Here is an 18,496-nt window from a genome sequence, read left to right as displayed (position 1 = left end):
CAGGCTAGCGATGGACGCGCCGTCATACTTCGTCTAACCTCGAAGTATGCATAACATCGAGATAGAAGATCGTTTAGCGGCGCTGAGCGCCGCCATCGCCGACCGCACCCGGGCGCGCATGCTGTGCCTGTTGATGGACGGGCGCGCCTACACCGCCACCGAGCTCAGCGCGGCGGTCGAGGTCGCCCCGTCTACCGCCAGCGCACATCTGGCGAAGCTGCTGGAGCAGCGGCTGATTGCCTGCGTCAAACAGGGGCGCTATCGCTATTTTCGGCTGGCCGGGCAACCGGTGGCCGCAGCGCTGGAGGGTCTGATGGCGCTGGCGGGCGCGCCGCGCCCGTCGGTGAAAAGCAGCACGCCCACCTCGCTGCAATATGCTCGCACCTGTTACGACCATATGGCGGGCGAGGTGGCGGTGAAGCTGCACGATCGGCTGCATGCGCTGAACTGGCTGACCGGCGAAGAAGACTACCGGTTAAGCGACATCGGTCAGGCCGCGCTGGCTCGGCTGGGCGTCGATTGCTCCCCCGCTCCCACCCGCCGCCGCTTCGCCTGCGGCTGCCTGGACTGGAGCGAACGCCGCTCTCACCTCGGTGGCGCGCTGGGCGCCGCGCTGTTAGCCGCCTTTATCCAACGCGGCTGGATCGTCCGCCGGCTCGACAGCCGCGAACTGCAGCTGCCCCCCGCCGGTAAAAAAGCGCTGGCCGCACATTTTGACCTCACGGTGTAACCCGGCGGCGGGGTAGTTTTACTGCAATACTCAAGGGGTACGCTTAAGCGACCCCGCCAACCCGAGGAGTTTCCATGCTCGATTCCACCCAATTCCCGATCGTCAAACGCTGGCCGGCTCAGCACCCGGAACGGCTGCAGCTCTACTCTCTGCCGACGCCGAACGGCGTCAAAGTGTCCATCATGCTGGAAGAGATCGGCCAGCCTTATGAAGCGCACCTGATCGACATCGGCAACAACGAGACCTGGACGCCGGAATTCCTGGCGCTGAACCCGAACGGCAAGATCCCGGCGATCATCGATCCCGACGGCCCCGGCGGCCGGCCGCTGCCGCTGTTCGAATCCGGCGCCATTCTGCTCTACCTGGCGGAAAAGAGCGGCCGTTTCCTGCCGCAGGATCCGGCGCAGCGTTATGAGACCATTCAGTGGGTGTTCTTCCAGATGGCCGCCGTCGGCCCAATGTTCGGCCAGCTCGGTTTCTTCCACAAGTTTGCCGGACGCGAATATGAAGACAAGCGGCCGCTGGAGCGTTACAAAAACGAATCGAAACGTCTGCTCGGCGTATTGGAAACGCGCCTTGAAGGCCGCGACTGGATCATGGGCGCGGACTACACCATCGCCGATATCTCGCTGCTGGGCTGGGTGCGTAACCTGATCGGCTTCTATGAGGCGCGCGAGCTGGTGGCGTTCGACAGTTTCCCGCGCGTCGCGCAGTGGCTGGAGCGCGGTTTGGCGCGGCCGGCGGTGCAGCGCGGGCTGGCTATCCCGGCGCGCGCGGCCTGATCGTCAAACGGGATGGCCGCCGGGCCGTCCCGTCTTTCATTGTCATAAAATTGTCATCCCTCTGCTCTACTCTCCTTTCGTAACAATTTGATGTTATTTACATTGTTGTATTACGACAAGGAGCTTACCCCATGCAACCTGCTGTATCTCTGATCGCCGGCGCCGTGCTGTCCGCCCTGCTCTGTTCCTCCGCCATCGCGGCGGAAACCTCGGCCAATGCCGATGGCCTGACCGAGCGCGCCGCGCGCGGCAACCTCGCCGAACCGGGCGGCGCCCGTCGTCTGGCCGGCGATCAGACCGCCGCGCTGAAGGCGTCGCTGTCGGACAAAACGGCGAAAAACGTGATTCTGCTGATCGGCGACGGCATGGGGGATTCCGAGATCACCGCCGCGCGCAACTACGCTGAAGGCGCAGGCGGTTACTTCAAGGGCATCGACGCTCTGCCGCTGACCGGGCAATACACCCACTACTCGCTGGACAAGAAAACCCACAAGCCGGATTACGTGACCGATTCCGCCGCCTCCGCCACCGCCTGGGCCACCGGGGTGAAAACCTATAACGGCGCGCTCGGCGTGGACGTGAACGGCAAAGATCAGCCGACGCTGCTGGAGATCGCCAAGGCGGCCGGCAAGGCCACCGGCAACGTCTCCACCGCCGAGTTGCAAGACGCTACGCCGGCGGCGCTGGTGTCGCACGTCACCTCGCGCAAATGCTACGGCCCGGAGGAAACCAGCGAGAAATGCGCCGCTAACGCGCTGGAAAACGGTGGCCGCGGCTCCATCACCGAGCAGTTGCTGAAAACCCGCGCCGACGTCACGCTGGGCGGCGGCGCAAAGTCCTTCAACCAGCTGGCGAAAAGCGGCGAATGGCAAGGAAAATCGCTGAAAGATCAGGCGGCAGCGCAGGGTTACCAGTGGGTGAGCAACGCGGATGAGCTGCAGGCCGTTACGCTGGCCAACCAGCAAAAACCGCTGCTGGGTCTGTTCGCCGACGGCAACATGCCGGTGCGCTGGCTGGGGCCGAAAGCCAGCTATCACGGCAACCTCGACAAGCCGGCGGTAACCTGCGAAAACAACCCGGCGCGCACCGCGGCCACGCCAACGCTGGCGGCGATGACCGAAAAAGCGATCGCGCTGTTGAAAGATAACCCGAACGGCTTCTTCCTGCAGGTAGAGGGCGCGTCGATCGATAAGCAGGATCACGCCGCTAACCCGTGCGGGCAGATTGGTGAAACCGTCGATCTGGACGAAGCCGTGCAAAAAGCGCTGGCCTTCGCCCGCGCCGACGGCAACACGCTGGTGATCGTCACCGCCGACCATGCGCACGCCAGCCAGATCGTCGCCGCCGACGCCAAAGCGCCGGGCCTGACCCAGATGCTGACCACCAAAGACGGCGCGCCGATGACCCTCAGCTACGGCAACTCGGAAGAAGAGTCGCAGGGGCACACCGGCACCCAATTGCGCGTCGCGGCCTACGGCCCGCACGCCGCCAACGTGGTGGGATTGACCGATCAGACCGATCTGTTCTTCACCATGCGCGATGCGATGGGCATCAAATAACCGCCTTCTGCACGATGGCCGCCCGCAACGGCGGCCATTTATTATTGGTTACCGATAGGTATTTGCAATTTAACCGCAATTATTGTGTGATAACGAAATAACGTTTAATTGCGCGACAATTAACCCCCGGAAATAACGCGGTTATACAGCATCTCCTCCCTCTTTGTTTATTACTGCGACAACAACCGGCCTATTTTTGCTTATATTCATTTTTTTTAGTTACAAAAGTAGTTTTTAACATTCTCGCAAACAATAATACCCCGCCAGTAACGTGAACCGATCAATTTGCACCCGGACGGCCTGCAATAGTTCACTTTTCGTTAAAAACCCTATTAACAAAAAGGCATTATTGCTGCCTATCGGCTCACGCCGGGCGGTCGGCTTCATTATTTCCAGGGTAACTCCCGCTAAATTCTTTCACCTGCAATGAGTAGAATTTACACACAAGAGATTTAATTCAATGAGAAAATTACTCGTCCTGATTTTCAGTCTCAGCCTGTTTGGCGTTACGCAACAGGCGGCGGCTGAAGAGAAGAATAAAACCGTCGACGTGGTGTTGATCGGCGGCGGCATCATGAGCGCCACCTTGGGTACCTATCTGCATGAGCTGGAGCCGACCTGGACCATCGACATGTACGAGCGCATGAACGGCGTGGCGGAAGAGAGCTCCAATGGCTGGAACAACGCCGGTACCGGCCACTCCGCCTTCAGCGAAATGAACTACACGCCGGAAAAAGCCGATGGCACCATCGACATCAGCAAGGCGGTGAAGGTCAACGAGTCTTTCGAAATCTCCCGTCAGTTCTGGTCTTATCAGGTGAAAAACAATGTCCTGAAAGATCCGAAATCCTTCATTAACAGCGTGCCGCACATGAGTTTCGTGTGGGGCGACGACAACGTCAACTTCCTGCGTAAACGCTACGCGGCGCTGCAGCACAGCACCCTGTTCCGCGGCATGGAATACTCCGAAGACCCTGCGCAAATCAAACAGTGGGCGCCACTGGTGATGAACGGCCGCGATCCGGCGCAGAAAATCGCCGCGACCCGCATGCCGTTGGGCACCGACGTTAACTTCGGCGTGATCACCCACCAGTTGGTTGACGCACTGAGCGCCAGCGACAAGTTCAAGCTGAACCTGAGCCACGAAGTGCGCGACATCAAGCGCAACGCCGACCAGACCTGGAGCGTAACCGTTGCCGATCTGAACCGCGACGGTAAAGAAACCACCGTTAACGCCAAGTTCGTGTTCATCGGTGCAGGCGGCGCGTCCCTGACCCTGCTGCAGAAATCCGGCATCCCTGAGGCCGACGGTTACGGCGGCTTCCCGGTCGGCGGCCAGTTCCTGGTCACCACCAACCCGGAGATCGCCAACCAGCACCTGGCCAAAGTGTATGGCCTGGCCAGCGTAGGTTCGCCGCCGATGTCCGTGCCGCACCTGGATACCCGCATGCTGGACGGCAAGCGCGTGCTGCTGTTCGGGCCGTTCGCCACCTTCTCCAGCAAGTTCCTGAAGAACGGTTCGCTGTTTGATCTGCTGCACTCGCTGAGCACCTCGAACCTGATGCCGATGACCCACGTCGGTCTGGATAACTTCGATCTGGTGAAATATCTGGTCGGCCAGCTGATGATGAACGACGACGATCGCTTCGCCGCATTGAAAGAGTACTTCCCGGACGCCAAGCAGGAAGACTGGAAGCTGTGGACCGCAGGCCAGCGCGTACAGATCATCAAGAAAGACGCGGATAAAGGCGGCGTGCTGCAGTTCGGCACCGAAGTCGTCAGCTCTGAAGACGGCAGCATCGCCGCTCTGCTGGGCGCTTCGCCGGGCGCTTCCACCGCTGCGCCAATCATGCTGCACCTGATGGAAACCGTGTTCAAAGACAAAGTGGCGACGCCGGAATGGCAGAGCAAGCTGAAAGAGATCATCCCGTCCTACGGCCACAAGCTGAACGGCGATATCGAGATGACCAACAAGATCCGCGGTTACACCAGCAGCGTGCTGGGTCTGAACTACATTGAAGTGAAACCGGAAACTAACTGATTTTCCGTCACTTCCTACTGAAAAGGCCGCTTTATGCGGCCTTTCTTTTATTCCCCTGCCGTTCAAAGAGCATTTTTGGCCACCTTTTTATCCCCGGCTTACCCTTGCGTAACGGCGTAGTCACGCCTATTATCAAAGCATATTCTTGGATAATTAAGCTAAGTCACTGTGACCTGAATGTCGTTTTTGCGGGAGAACTAAAACCATGGATCGCGTCAATATCATTCACGATTTACTAGACTGGATTGAAACTCATCTGGATCAGCCGCTGCTGCTGGATAACGTCGCCGCCAAGTCGGGCTACTCCAAATGGCACCTGCAGCGCATGTTCCGCAGCACCACCGGCCACGCGCTCGGCAGCTATATCCGCGAGCGGCGCCTGTCGCAGGCGGCGCAGGCGTTGCGCTCCACCCCACGCCCGATCCTGGATATCGCCCTGCAATACCATTTCGACTCTCAGCCTTCGTTCTCGCGCGCCTTCAAGAAACAGTTCGGCAAAACCCCGGCAGTGTATCGCCGCACCACCCGCTGGGACGTCGCAGAATGGCCGGCGCAGCCGATAGAAATGCAGGCCGAACCGCGCCATGATGCCCCCACGCTGCCCCGTTGGTACGCCGGCAAACCGCCGGAAGGCGTTTGCACCAGCTGGATGGGGCTGCGTTAATCAGCGCGGTATAAGGCACAAAAAAGGGTTCAGTTCGCGAGAACTGAACCCTTTCTTTTATTGACCAGGCACCGAATTATTTGAAGGTGACGTCAATATTCGCCGATGCGCTGAACGGCCCCACTTTCGGGTTGGTGCTCAACCATTTCAGGCTGGCCATAAAGTTCTTTTCAACGATGGTGCCGTTGACCAGGCCCAGATCGACCGGGCTGTTCATCATGATCGGCGTATTTGGCGTCGCCGCCTGCGAGATCAAAATACCGAAGCCGCTGTCGCTGGTCGGCAGGATCACGCTGTTATCCTGCAGCGGATAAGTACTGCTGAAGCTGGCCTGCAGCGTCTCCCCCTGGCAGTCCTGTCCGGTCGTCGGATCGGACATATTGGCGGCAACCGAGAATGGCACCTGTTTCTCGATTTTGCCCACCACCGCATTCTGACGCGGGATAGTGCCGAAATTCACCGTCGAGCCGTTGTTGGCCACCACGGTGATTTTCGGGTTGCAGGAAATAAACTGAATATTGCCCAGCCCGGAAATGTAGGCGTTAAAGTTGCTGTTCGGCGTGCCGTTCAAGCCGCCGACGCCATCAACCTGAAATACCGAGTACGAGTTGTTGTCGTTGATCTTGCCGCCGGCCGGCGGCGCCTTGCCGGTTGCTTTAATATAGATGGCGTAAGACACGGTTACCGTCAGCGATCTGGCCGGAGACAAACAGCGGTTGCCCGAACGGCGGCATTCCGTGCCGGGACCGACGTCCTGACGTGCGCCTTTAGTCGGCTTGACATCGATCCCCTGATAAGTGACACCCACTTCGATCGAATTATGGATCTGACTCATCCGGGACTGCGGATCCCAGTACAGGTAGGCATTTTCCCCTTTCGGGTTGTTCCAGTCATCCGTACATTGGAAGGTCGAGGTAAAGGTCTGCGAACGCCACAGCAACGCGCCCGGCGCGGTATTGGCGGTCGACACCTTGATGGCTTTATCCAGCACGATATCCTGGCGAATGCTGCCGTTCTGCTTACACGACAGCGCATAGCTGCTCTGCGAAAACGCGCCCAGCGTGACCAGCAGCCCAGCCGCCAACCCGAGATTCTTATGCTTTAACAAAGAAGACATATCCTTTCCTTTTACGGTTTTCCGCAGGTCAGCGAAAGTTCCTGATAACCCATCAACTGTTCGGTCGCCGCTTTCAATTCCGGCACCACCAGTGAGCAGCTTTCGCCCGCGTCGTTGCCCCATTTCACCAGCAGACGATCCCCTGCGGAGGCACCTGAGATATAAATATCGCCGTTGGTACCGACAGTACCGTTGTTCTTGCCGTCCGCACTGAAGACGTTGGCGCCAATCGGCGGTACGCTGCCGTCGGCCATCTTGCTGTGTACCAACAGGCTTTGGCCCGTGTGCGTTTCAAACTTCACGCGGGTGATTGCGCCGTAAGTCGGCACCACGTCTCTTGCCGCCATCGGGATATCCAGGCCGTTGCCGATATCTTCGGTGCGCAACGCCACGCGGTTATGGCGGTATGGCGACGCAGAGGTCATCACCGCGTAACCGAAGCGGTCGATGGCGACGCCGGGTTGGTTTTCGATACGAACGCCCTTGGCGTCTTTGGCTTCCACCAGCACAAACGTATTCTGCAGCGGCTGGGTCAACGTCACGCCGCCGGAGTGTGCGACGATACCGCCCGCCACGCCCAACGAAGACTGCTGATAATCTTTGCTGTAGCTATAACCGGCATTGATGGTCCCCATGCTGCCCTGATAACCGACGTTGGCCGAGCTGGTTTGGCCCGAATAACGATCATGGCCGCTTTGCACCGCATAGTTCAAGCGGTTGTCATCCAGCGCGGTGCCGCTCAGGCCGGCGCTGTAGGTGTTGCCGCTCTGCTTGCTGTGGCCGGCGTTGAAGCTGGCGGTCATGTCCGACGAATCCTTGCTGAAGAAGCTGAACGGAATCGATACGGTCAGGTTGACGCTGCGGTCTTTATAGCCGTAGTTGCTGCGGCTGTCCTGATAAAAGACGCCATAGCTGATATTTTTATAGCTGCTGTTAAAACCGGTTTGTACGGTGCGGTCTTCGCCGGATCCGCCCCAGTAAGACTGGTTGCTGAGGTTGGCGTACAGCGTCGAATTACCGGCGATGCGCTGGTTGACAGACAGCTCAACGCGCTGGCGTTTGTTGTTGAAACGGCTGGTGTAATAGCTGCGGCGGCGAGATTCCGCCCAGTCCGGCACGCCCAGGTTGCGATCGTTTTGATCGTAGTAATCGTTACGGTAATAACCGTTCTCATAGCGTTCGCGCTCGGCAACCGCATCGGAGAAATCATAATAACCGGAGGTCGAGTAACGGTAACCGGCAATGCGGAATTCCGTCCCCCAATCGTTGAGCGACTTGGAATACAGGAAACGGAAACTCTCCCCCTGCTTGTCATCGCCGTTCACCAGGTTGGTGTCGGAATAGGACATATCAAAAGAGACAGCCCCCCAGTTCCCCAGGTTTTTACCGAGGCCCACGACCGCTGAACGGTAGTTTTCCGCCACCAGCACGCCACCGTAAGGCGTGATGTCATACGCCATACCATGCGACAAGGTGCCTTGGACAAACTTGGGCTGATAGCGGCTGGTGCCGTCGTGGTATTTACCGGCGGTCAGCTGATAGTTCCAAATCCCTTCGCGCAGCATGTTCGGCACCGAGGAGAACGGCACGACGAAAGAGGTTCTCGAACCGTTGGCTTCGATAACCGTCACGTCCAGGTTACCGCTCAGGGTGCTTGGGAAAATGTCCGTCAGTGCAAACGGCCCTGGCGGCACGTTGGTGCTGTAAATGGTATAGCCGTTCTGACGCACTTCAACGCGCGCGTTGGTCGTCGCCACACCGCGCACCACCGGCGCATAGCCGCGCTGGCTTTCCGGCAGCATGTCGTCGGCGCTGGACATCTGCACACCGCGGAACTGAATGCTGTCGAACACATTGTTATTGGTGTTGGTCTGGCCGATCACCAGACGGCTGCGCAGAGAAACGATGTCCGTTTCCGCCCAGCTGGAAATGTTCTTCCAATGCGTACCGGCGCCCGACTGTTGGTTCAACGTCGAGTTGTTGCGCAGGCGCCAATCGCCAATATTGAGGCCATTGTTAAGGCTCAGGAAGTAATAGTCGGAAGTCTTGTCGTTCTGGTTGTTGCCGTAGCGGTTATGAGTGCCGCTAAAGTTATAGTTAACAAAGCCGGCATTGATGCCGCGATCGTAAACTTTCGGCGAAATGGCACCTTGCGGGCGCGGGATCAGAAACACCTGCGGCACTTCCAGATCCATACGCTGTACGGCGGCGTCATAGCTCAGCTTGGCGCCGGAGATCTGTTGTGGCAATGCGTAGCATTGCGCGGCACCGGCGGTGGTCAGATCGCCGGGCAGCTTTACGCCGTAATCCTGATAGTCCGCGGCCGTCAGGCACGGCGCTACCGGAGAGTCTTTGGATTCTTTCTTGAATTCGATTTCGCGGTGATCGATACGCTGCCCGTTGAGATAGATATCAAACGGATATTTACCCGGCAGAATGTCATCCCCGCTGGCCAACGACGCCACCTGGGCGATATTGTCATCGCCATGGATGAAGGAGGTGTTGAACTGCTCCTCCGCCATGGCCATATGTGAGAATGAAAAAGGCACAGCAGAAAAATAAATTACACCATTAATCAGCTTCACCAAACGTTTTGGCGCGAGGGTTGTTATTCTTTTGTGTGCCATTTCTTTCATTCCTTGAAGTGCTTCAAATCAATTCAGTGCGACGTTTTTAATCTCGGTGTGACCGCCATAGTCGTTGATATAGGTAAACGACATATTGTTGGCTGATTGCGCCCCCTGAGGCAGGGAAATACGCAGGCTGTCGTGTGGCTTGACCATGTCGGCGTTCACTTTCCAGCTCTTGCCGCCGCTCTTCAGGTTCAAGACGCCCAGCGTGACGAACAGCGGGCCATCGTTAGTCACGACTAAATTGCCGCCCTGGCGCTTCCACTTCAGCGCTTCCGCCTGCTGTTGCAGGTTGGTTTTCAACGAATCCGGGCGATAGAACAGTTTGATACGAGTACGGATCGCCACCTGCAGCACGTTATCTTGCTTAGGCGTTGGCGGAATTTCCTGTACGTTGACCCAGAGCAGAGATTCTCTGTCCTGCGGCAAACCGCTGCCGGAATAGATAAAACGCAAAATGGCGTCTTTCTTGGCAGCCAGCTTCAAAATGGGTGGCGTCACCACGATCGGCAAATTCTTAGGCATCTGGCTTGCATCGCCAGTATCCAGCCAGGTTTGCACCATGTAGGTATCGTCGCTGTCATTGCTGATTGAGAGCGATGCGGATTTACTTGCACTGTTATAGATGACACGCGTCGCATCAACCTGAATGCCGGCAAAGGCATTAACAGAGAATGCGAATAAAATACCAGTCAGAATTTTTTTCATCGGAATGTCTCAACTCTCAAAATTTAGCCATCCTTGGCCAATAACTCTATCTATCCTGCCAGCGAATTATTTGTATTCGATGGTGAAGGTAGCGTTAGAGTTTGCCTGACCGGCAGTTACCAGATCCTGGAAGGATTTGTAACGAGCGCGCAGGTTGAAAGTCGCAGCGCCTGGGTTATCGCCATCAGCAGCAACAGTTACGGTAGCTGGGGTAGCCACTTCCTGAGAGATTGGCAGAGTAGAACCGTTGTTATCCAGAATTTCAACGCCAACGCCAGTCGCGCCGCCAGTTACAGCCAACAGCTCTGGGTGGCCGGCTGGGGTGTTACCGTCGAAACGCAGGGTGTAGTTACCCGCTTCACATTTCTCCAGGCTGATATCGAAAGCTTTAGCACCGCTGGTAGAACCGGCAGTTGGGAAAGCGGTGGTAGGATATTTACCCAGGTAAACTTCTTTATTCTGGTCTTTATCAACAACTTTACAGGTGGACTGTACAATTTCACCGGTGAATTTAACGTTGCCGTTTGCTGCCATTGCGTTGGAAGCAGTTGCAGACAATACCAGGGCAGCCAAAGGCAATAATACTTTTTTCATTTCCAGCTCCATAGAACAATAAAATAATCGATTCAGTGGCGGGCTTATATATATATTGCCGCCACTGAGCATACACTCAGCGATAGCACTCCCTTGCTGAAAAGGAGCGTTGCCTCGATGAACTCATTGCCGGACGAAATATAGACTAAGCATATTCTTAATGTTAAATCGTTTAAAACATTCATAAGCCCCCTCTTGATAGGAATAAACTATCGGCGGATACCTATCGATCGATGTTGACGATTCATATGAATAGGAATAATCTGTGTTTGGGAAAGCTGCAGAGTTCAAGATTTTGCGTTAAGGCCTGAAAATCAGAATATTATCCCGAATATTTACATTTAGTAACAGATTGCGACGTTTGGACTTTGGCACGAATTACGCGTTTAATGGTCTGTCGACACGTTTCGGCCATCCTGACGCTTTAAATAAGAAATTTACCAATAAACCTGGAGTAACTTTCTTTTTAATCATTTAAAATCAACAAGTTAAATATCAATCCAAGGATTGGGAAATGAGCGGTTCTTTCAGAGAGAAAAATAACGGCATTAATTATGTTTTTCAGCCAATGTTCGCGAAATCGGGACAATTGCTGGCCGTTGAATGTCTGTCTCGCTTTACATTTAATAGCGAATATGCCCATTTTTCTCCTGAACAGTTCTTTCGTCACGCCGACAGCGCCACCCGGATTGAGATTTTGATGGATCAGATCAATCTGATCGATAAATACAAACACTGGTTTCATGAAAACCAAGTGATAGCCACTTTGAATGTTGACGATTATTCCCTGCAATCGCTGGCGAATAGTCACTTTGCCGAAAGAATTAATGCCCTGCGCTGTATTCATTTTGAGATCAGCGAGAATTCAACCCGGCTGGTGAAAGATCGCGTGCACGGCGATCCGTCATTGAATAGTTATTCATTTTGGCTCGATGATTTTGGTTCTGGCTATGCGGGTTTTTCCGCGTTGTACAACAGCCAGTTCCGCTTCGTTAAGCTCGATCGTTTTCTGCTCTGGGACTTTATGAAAAAGTCCGGCGGCGAGGGCTTGATGCGCGCGTTACTGCGCTTCTTTTACCTTAATCATTACAAGGTAATTATCGAAGGAGTTGAAACTCCCGAACACAAGAAATGGCTGGATGAAATGCCATATTACGCACTGCAGGGAAAGCTGTGGAAGGAATCCAGCATCAAGGATTTGAACTCGCTTCTTACAGCTGAATACTTTTAACTCGGTATTGGTGTTTGCCCTATGTCTAAAAACAACGTTCTTGTGATTAGTGAGTGTAAGTACAGCTATGTTGGCCTGTCGGTGCTGCTGAAGAAACATTACGGCGCCTACGATATCCGCCTGTTTTCTGATTTCATGCACGGCGGCGCTAAAGCAGAGAAGATCACCAAGCACGATATCGCGCTGATTTTCACCTCGCAAAACCTGGAACAGAGCGTCAACGTGATCGAAAGCCTGGTGTCCCTGCACCAGCAATACAACAGCAAGACGCGCCTGCTGGTGTTCTATGACGACGAGCGCGTCGTGAAACTGCTGTCGATCCTGGGGATTTCCGTTGAATTGGTCTCTACCCGCATTCCGCTTTATTCGCTGCAGGAAAAAATCCAGCGGCTGCTGGAAAGCAAAGAACCGGGCGGCATCAGAGTGCAGAAAACCCGCGAGCTTAGCCCGGCGGAAAGCGACGTGATCTTCAATCTGCTGCGCGGCGACAGCCTGCTGCACATTGCGGAAAAGCGCGGCACGCACCCGAAAACCATCTTCTCGCAAAAATACAGCGCGATGAAAAAGCTGCGGCTGCGCAGCATGAGCACCATCTTCGTCGCCGGCAAATAAACATCTTGGCTTGTTGCGCGGCACGCCGCGCGGCAACCCCTCCCTTCCGCCAGGTTAAATTAATGTAACAACCGGCGACAAAGCAGCAACAGACACACAACATCCTCTCCTGTTGGTTACGATTTGCACACGGATTATCCGTGAGTCATGTCGTGTGGATTAAAATAAACATCAGGAGATGTTATGAAGTCGTCCTTATTCAGCCGCTATACCTGCTTTGTGCTGAGCATCTTGCTCACCCTGGTTTTCTTGATCATGATGCACAACCATCCCTGGTTCTGGCTGCCGGCCCTGGCCTGCGGTTGCCTGATGGTACTGGGTATCTACGATCTCACGCAGCAGCGCCACGCCATCTGCCGCAACTACCCGATCATCGGCCGCCTGCGCTTCTTCTTCGAGTTCATCCGTCCGGAACTGCGCCAGTATTTCCTCGAGCAGGATAATGAAGAGATCCCGTTTTCGCGCACCCAGCGCACGCTGGTGTATCGCCGGGCGAAAAACGAGATGGGTGACAAACCGTTCGGCACCCTGCTGGACGTCTACCAAACCGGCTATGAGTGCATCGGCCACTCCATGCGGCCGGTGGAAGCCGCCGACCCAACCAGTTTCCGCATCACCATCGGCGGCGCCGATTGCCGCCAGCCCTACTCCGCGTCGATCTTCAACATTTCGGCCATGAGCTTCGGCGCGCTCTCCGCCAACGCCATCCGCGCGCTCAACCTCGGCGCGGCCAAGGGTAACTTCTACCACGACACCGGTGAGGGCAGCATCAGCCGCTATCACCGCGAAAACAACGGCGATCTGGTGTGGGAGCTGGGCAGCGGCTATTTCGGCTGCCGCACCGCCGACGGCCATTTCGATCCGCGCCGCTTTGCCGAACAGGCGCAAAGCCCGCAGGTGAAAATGATTGAAATCAAGCTCAGCCAGGGCGCTAAACCCGGCCACGGCGGCATTCTGCCGGCGAAGAAGGTAGATGCGGAAATCGCCGCCACCCGCGGCGTGCCGGAAGGCGTGGATTGCATCTCGCCGGCCTCGCACAGCGCCTTCACCACCCCGCTGGAAATGATGCAATTTATCCAACAGCTGCGCGAGCTGTCAGGCGGCAAACCGGTCGGTTTCAAGCTGTGCATCGGCCACCCGTGGGAGTTCGTCGCCATCGTCAAGGCGATGCTGCACACCCGCATCCTGCCGGATTTCATCGTGGTGGACGGCAAGGAGGGCGGCACTGGCGCCGCGCCGCTCGAACTCTCCAACTATATGGGCATGCCGCTGCGCGAAGGGCTGCTGTTCGTGCATAACACGCTGGTGGGCTGCGGCCTGCGCGACCAAATCAAGATTGGCGCCAGCGGCAAGATCATCAGCGCCTTTGACATCGCCAGCGTGCTGGTGCTCGGCGCCGACTGGGTGAATTCGGCGCGCGGCTTTATGTTCGCCGTAGGCTGCATCCAGTCGCAAAGCTGCCACACCAACCACTGCCCGACCGGCGTAGCGACGCAAGATCCGCTGCGGCAAAAGGCGCTGGTGGTGCCGAACAAGGCGGAACGCGTCTACCACTTCCATCAGAATACGGTGAAAGCGCTGGCGGACATGCTGGCGGCGGCCGGCGTCAGCCGCCCGGAGCAGCTGACCTCGCACCATATGCTGCGCCGCATCACGCCGACCGAGATCAAGGTATACGCCGATATCTATTATTACCTGGAGCCGGGCGCGCTGCTGCAGCCGGAGATCAAAAGCGAGTTCTACGCTCGCATGTGGCGCATGGCGACGCCCACCAGTTTCGATCAGGCGATCTCGCTGCCGGCGGCATGATGGGATAAGGGATAAAAGAGAGTTGCCCCCTCGCCTTGGGGAAGAGCATATGGAGAGGGGTTGCTTGCTACGGCGGCCCTCCCCCTCAACGGCGAGAGGGCGTGTCGGTTACTGCTTGCGCACCGGCGCATCGCCGGCGACGTAGTAGTCGGCAGTGCTGCGCGGCAGCGGCGCGCGCTGGCGAATGCGGTCGGCTAACTTCTCGGCGATCATGATGGTGGTGGCGTTCAGGTTGCCGGTGATGATCAGCGGCATGATTGACGCATCCACCACCCGCAATCCTTCCATGCCGTGCACCCGGCCCTGGCCGTCGACCACCGCCATCTCGTCTTCGCCCATCTTGCACGAGCAGGACGGGTGGAAGGCGGTTTCGGCGTGCTCACGCACGAAGGCGTCCAGCTGCTCGTCGGTCTGCACCTCCGGCCCTGGGCTGATCTCGCGGCCGCGGTATTCGTCCAGGGCCGGCTGCGCCATGATTTCGCGCGTGATGCGGATAGCGTCGCGGAACTCCTGCCAATCCTGTTCGGTCGACATGTAGTTGAACAGAATGCTCGGGTGCTGGCGCGGATCCTTCGACTTCACCTGCACCCGGCCGCGGCTCGGCGAACGCATCGAGCCGACGTGGGCCTGGAAGCCGTGCTCTTTCACCGCGTTGCTGCCGTTATAGTTAATCGCCACCGGCAGGAAGTGATACTGAATGTTCGGCCAGGCAAACTCTGCGCGGCTGCGGATGAAACCACCGGCCTCGAACTGGTTGCTGGCGCCGACGCCGGTGCCGTTGAACAGCCATTCCGCGCCGATCTTCGGCTGATTGAACCATTGCAACGCCGGGTACAGCGACACCGGTTTCTTGCAGGCGTACTGCAGGTACATCTCCAGGTGGTCCTGCAGGTTTTCCCCTACCCCCGGCAGATCGTGCACCACGTTGATGTCCAGACTTTTCAGCAGCGCCGCCGGGCCGACGCCCGAACGCTGCAGAATTTGCGGCGAGGCGATGGCGCCGGCGCACAGCAGCACTTCGCGGCGCGCTTTGGCATGGGTCAGCTGATTGCTGTCGCCCTGCAGATAGTTGACGCCCACTGCGCGCTTGCCGTCGAACACGATATGGTCGGTCAGCGCATGGGTGACGATCTTCAGGTTCGGCCGGGAACGCGCCTGATCCAGATAACCGCGGGCGGTGCTGGCGCGGCGCCCCTTCGGCGTCACGGTGCGATCCATCGGGCCGAAGCCTTCCTGCTGGTAACCGTTCAGATCGTCGGTGCGCGGATAGCCCGCCTGCACGCCGGCTTCCACCATGGCGTGGAACAGTTCGTTGTTACCGGCCTTCGGCGTGGTGACGCTCACCGGGCCATCACCGCCGTGGTAATCGTTCGGGCCGATATCGCGCGTTTCCGCCTTGCGGAAATACGGCAGACAGTCCAGATAGGTCCAGTCTTCCAGACCCGGCGCCTTGGCCCAGTTGTCGAAATCCATCGCGTTGCCGCGAATGTAACACATGCCGTTGATCAGGGACGAACCGCCCAGACCTTTGCCGCGGCCGCATTCCATCCGGCGGTTGTTCATGTGCGGCTCAGGATCGGTTTCATACGCCCAGTTATAGCGGCGGCCCTGCAGCGGAAACGCCAGCGCGGCCGGCATCTGGGTACGGAAATCCATCCGGTAATCCGGGCCGCCGGCTTCCAGCAGCAGGACGCTGACGTCGGCGTCTTCAGTCAATCGGGTGGCTAACACGTTGCCGGCGGAACCGGCACCGATAATGATGTAGTCAAATTCCATTCATTATCTCCTTACTTTATTGGCCTGCATGAGACGAAAACGCGAAACGCGGATCCGCAACAGGCGGTGTATTTGGCTCTCGGGGAGTGTCGGCCGCAGCCAACCCGGCTGCGGCTCGAAAGACGACGGGGATAGTTAAAATACCGAGGCGTATTCGCCCAGCTCAACCTGCACCGATTTGATCTGGGTGTAGTGCTCCAGCGTGGTCAGGCCGTTTTCGCGGCCGACGCCGGACTGCTTGTAACCGCCGACCGGCATTTCCGCCGCCGACTCGCCCCAGGTGTTGATCCAGCAAATGCCGGCTTCCAGCTGGTGGATCACGCGGTGCGCGCGGGCCAGATCGTGGGTCACCACGCCCGCGGCCAGGCCGAAGGTGGTGTCGTTGGCACGGCGCACCACTTCCTCTTCACTCTGGTAGCTGAGAATGCTCATCACCGGCCCGAAGATCTCTTCGCGCACGATTTCCATGTCGTCGCGGCAGTCGCTGAATACCGTCGGCGCCACGTAAGCGCCCTTGCCGAATTCACCGTGGGTGACGCGTTCGCCGCCGCACAGCAGGCGCGCGCCGCTGTTTTTGCCGCTCTCGATAAAGCGCAGCACCGATTCCATGTGCGCAAAGCTGACCAGCGGCCCGAAGTTGGTTTGCGGATCGGTCGGATCGCCGAGGCGAATGCGCTTCACGCGCTCGAGAATTTTCGCCTCAAACTGCGCCTGCAGCGTCGCCGGCACAAAGACGCGGGTGCCGTTGGTGCACACCTGGCCGGAACTGTAGAAGTTGGCCATCATGGCGATATCGGCGGCGCGATCCAGATCGGCGTCGTCGAAGATAATCAGCGGCGACTTGCCGCCCAGCTCCATGGTGACTTCCTTCAGCGTCGAACCCGACGCGTTGGCCATCACCTTCTTGCCGGTTTTCACCCCGCCGGTGAAAGAGACTTTGGCAATGCCCGGATGGTCGGTCAGATATTGCCCCACTTCCGCCCCGCTGCCGGTCACCACGTTGAACACGCCGTCCGGCAGGCCGGCTTCGGTGTAGATTTCCGCCAGCTTCAGCGCCGTCAGCGACGTGACTTCACTCGGTTTGAAAATCATCGCATTGCCCGCCGCCAGCGCCGGCGCGGACTTCCACAGCGCAATCTGAATCGGGTAGTTCCAGGCGCCGATGCCGGCCACCACGCCCAGCGGTTCGCGGCGGGTGTAGACGAACGAGGTATCGCGCAGCGGGATCTGCTCGCCTTCAATGGCCGGGATCAGGCCGGCGTAGTACTCCAGCACGTCGGCGCCGGTGACGATGTCCACCGCGGTGGTTTCCGACATCGCTTTACCGGTATCCAGCGTTTCCAGCGCCGCCAGCTCATCGTTGCGCTCGCGCAGAATATCCACCGCGCGACGCAGGATGCGCGAACGCGCCATCGCCGTCATCGCCGCCCACACCTTCTGCCCGCTGGCCGCGCTGGCCACCGCACGATCGACGTCTTCAGCGCCGGCGGACTGGACTTCAGCCAGAACTTCGCCGTTCGCCGGATTAATGGCGTTGAAGGTTTTTCCAGCGGTGCTGTCTACATAGGCGCCATGAATATAGAGCTTCTGCAAGCCAAAACGGGACATAGGATCTCCTTGAGTTATCCTCCGGGCGGCGTTTGCCCCCGGAGTTGGAACGTGATGTATTCGGTCGTGAGCGCCAGCGCCTGCGCCTGATTGAACGCGGAGCCGCGCAGCGCGCTGCGCAGCCACAGCCCATCGATCAGCGCCGCCAGCCCCTTGGCCGCCAACCGCGCCTGCGGCTGCGGCATGACGCGGCGAAACTCGGCGCACAGGTTGGAATAAAGCCGGCGGCCGTTCACCTGTTGCAGTCGGTTGAGCTGCGGCTGGTGCAGGCTGCTGGCCCAAAAGGCCAGCCAGGTCTTCATCGCCGCGCTGTTGATCTGGCTGTCGTCGAAGTTGCCGGCGACGATCGCCTGCAGCCGCGCCGCCGGGCTGTTATCGGTCAGCGCCTGCAACCGCAGCTTCACCGCCTCGCCCAGGTGGCTGATCAGATAGCGCATCGTGGCTTCCAGCAGGCCGTTCTTATCCTTGAAATAATGGCTGATGATGCCGTTGGAAACGCCGGCCCGCCGCGCGATCTGCGCGATGGTGGCGTCATGCATTCCCACTTCGTTTACCGCGGCGAGCGTGGCATCAATCAACTGCTGCCTTCTGATTGGCTGCATTCCTACCTTTGGCATATTTCGACTCTCACAAAA

At 57.8% G+C, this 18,496-nt stretch carries 15 protein-coding genes; 8 read left to right on the top strand and 7 right to left on the bottom strand.

The window, feature by feature from the left end; genetic code table 11:
- Positions 1 to 46 precede the first annotated feature (46 nt).
- The 5 genes from WFM45_RS03325 (at position 47) to WFM45_RS03305 (ending at position 5,776) form a co-directional block, all read left to right on the top strand.
- On the top strand, positions 47 to 730 hold the full coding sequence (locus WFM45_RS03325) for an ArsR/SmtB family transcription factor (protein WP_103085772.1): 684 nt from the start codon (positions 47 to 49) through the stop codon (positions 728 to 730).
- A 74-nt stretch (positions 731 to 804) separates the two neighbouring features.
- A complete protein-coding gene (locus WFM45_RS03320) occupies positions 805 to 1,512 on the top strand; it encodes a glutathione S-transferase N-terminal domain-containing protein (protein ID WP_085336434.1) in 708 nt (235 codons plus the stop codon).
- 131 nt (positions 1,513 to 1,643) lie between these two features.
- Positions 1,644 to 3,071 (top strand): alkaline phosphatase, encoded by a 1,428-nt coding sequence (phoA, locus tag WFM45_RS03315; RefSeq protein ID WP_033633733.1) that lies wholly within the window; start codon positions 1,644 to 1,646, stop codon positions 3,069 to 3,071.
- 460 nt (positions 3,072 to 3,531) lie between these two features.
- Positions 3,532 to 5,112: a malate:quinone oxidoreductase gene (locus WFM45_RS03310; protein WP_015377186.1), complete on the top strand. Its 1,581-nt coding sequence runs from the start codon at positions 3,532 to 3,534 to the stop codon at positions 5,110 to 5,112.
- Between the two features lie 205 nt (positions 5,113 to 5,317).
- Positions 5,318 to 5,776, top strand: a complete 459-nt coding sequence (locus WFM45_RS03305; RefSeq protein ID WP_004939075.1) for a helix-turn-helix domain-containing protein — start codon at positions 5,318 to 5,320, stop codon at positions 5,774 to 5,776.
- A 76-nt stretch (positions 5,777 to 5,852) separates the two neighbouring features.
- Here the strand turns inward: WFM45_RS03305 and WFM45_RS03300 are convergent, their stop codons facing one another.
- The 4 genes from WFM45_RS03300 to WFM45_RS03285 all read right to left on the bottom strand — a co-directional run bounded on the left by WFM45_RS03300 (position 5,853) and on the right by WFM45_RS03285 (position 10,825).
- A complete protein-coding gene (locus WFM45_RS03300) occupies positions 5,853 to 6,893 on the bottom strand; it encodes a fimbrial protein (RefSeq protein ID WP_033633735.1) in 1,041 nt (346 codons plus the stop codon).
- Between the two features lie 11 nt (positions 6,894 to 6,904).
- A complete protein-coding gene (locus WFM45_RS03295) occupies positions 6,905 to 9,520 on the bottom strand; it encodes a fimbria/pilus outer membrane usher protein (RefSeq protein WP_033633736.1) in 2,616 nt (871 codons plus the stop codon).
- A 27-nt stretch (positions 9,521 to 9,547) separates the two neighbouring features.
- Positions 9,548 to 10,231 (bottom strand): fimbrial biogenesis chaperone, encoded by a 684-nt coding sequence (locus WFM45_RS03290; RefSeq protein WP_004939085.1) that lies wholly within the window; start codon positions 10,229 to 10,231, stop codon positions 9,548 to 9,550.
- Positions 10,232 to 10,297: 66 nt separating this feature from the next.
- Positions 10,298 to 10,825 (bottom strand): fimbrial protein, encoded by a 528-nt coding sequence (locus tag WFM45_RS03285; RefSeq protein WP_004939088.1) that lies wholly within the window; start codon positions 10,823 to 10,825, stop codon positions 10,298 to 10,300.
- A 514-nt stretch (positions 10,826 to 11,339) separates the two neighbouring features.
- On the opposite strand from WFM45_RS03285, the gene WFM45_RS03280 reads away from it, so the two are divergent.
- The 3 genes from WFM45_RS03280 to WFM45_RS03270 all read left to right on the top strand — a co-directional run bounded on the left by WFM45_RS03280 (position 11,340) and on the right by WFM45_RS03270 (position 14,477).
- The gene (locus WFM45_RS03280; protein WP_004939091.1) at positions 11,340 to 12,056 is read left to right on the top strand and encodes an EAL domain-containing protein; all 717 of its coding nucleotides are present in this window, start codon (positions 11,340 to 11,342) and stop codon (positions 12,054 to 12,056) included.
- Between the two features lie 21 nt (positions 12,057 to 12,077).
- Positions 12,078 to 12,668 (top strand): LuxR family transcriptional regulator, encoded by a 591-nt coding sequence (locus WFM45_RS03275; protein WP_004939094.1) that lies wholly within the window; start codon positions 12,078 to 12,080, stop codon positions 12,666 to 12,668.
- Between the two features lie 183 nt (positions 12,669 to 12,851).
- The gene (locus tag WFM45_RS03270) at positions 12,852 to 14,477 is read left to right on the top strand and encodes an FMN-binding glutamate synthase family protein (RefSeq protein ID WP_015377182.1); all 1,626 of its coding nucleotides are present in this window, start codon (positions 12,852 to 12,854) and stop codon (positions 14,475 to 14,477) included.
- Positions 14,478 to 14,585: 108 nt separating this feature from the next.
- Here the strand turns inward: WFM45_RS03270 and betA are convergent, their stop codons facing one another.
- The 3 genes from betA to betI all read right to left on the bottom strand — a co-directional run bounded on the left by betA (position 14,586) and on the right by betI (position 18,478).
- Entirely contained in the window at positions 14,586 to 16,253 is a 1,668-nt protein-coding gene (gene betA / locus WFM45_RS03265) for a choline dehydrogenase (RefSeq protein WP_033633737.1), read from the bottom strand.
- A gap of 135 nt (positions 16,254 to 16,388) precedes the next feature.
- On the bottom strand, positions 16,389 to 17,861 hold the full coding sequence (gene betB, locus WFM45_RS03260) for a betaine-aldehyde dehydrogenase (protein WP_082996929.1): 1,473 nt from the start codon (positions 17,859 to 17,861) through the stop codon (positions 16,389 to 16,391).
- A gap of 14 nt (positions 17,862 to 17,875) precedes the next feature.
- Positions 17,876 to 18,478, bottom strand: a complete 603-nt coding sequence (betI, locus tag WFM45_RS03255) for a transcriptional regulator BetI (protein WP_004939107.1) — start codon at positions 18,476 to 18,478, stop codon at positions 17,876 to 17,878.
- Positions 18,479 to 18,496: the final 18 nt, after the last annotated feature.

Origin of the sequence: Serratia sp. KG1D (assembly GCF_037150675.1) — a bacterium.
GTDB classification, from domain to species: Bacteria; Pseudomonadota; Gammaproteobacteria; order Enterobacterales; family Enterobacteriaceae; genus Serratia; species Serratia nematodiphila.
Note: the sequence above shows the minus strand (reverse complement) of the source record. Positions and strands in the feature narration are given on the sequence as shown.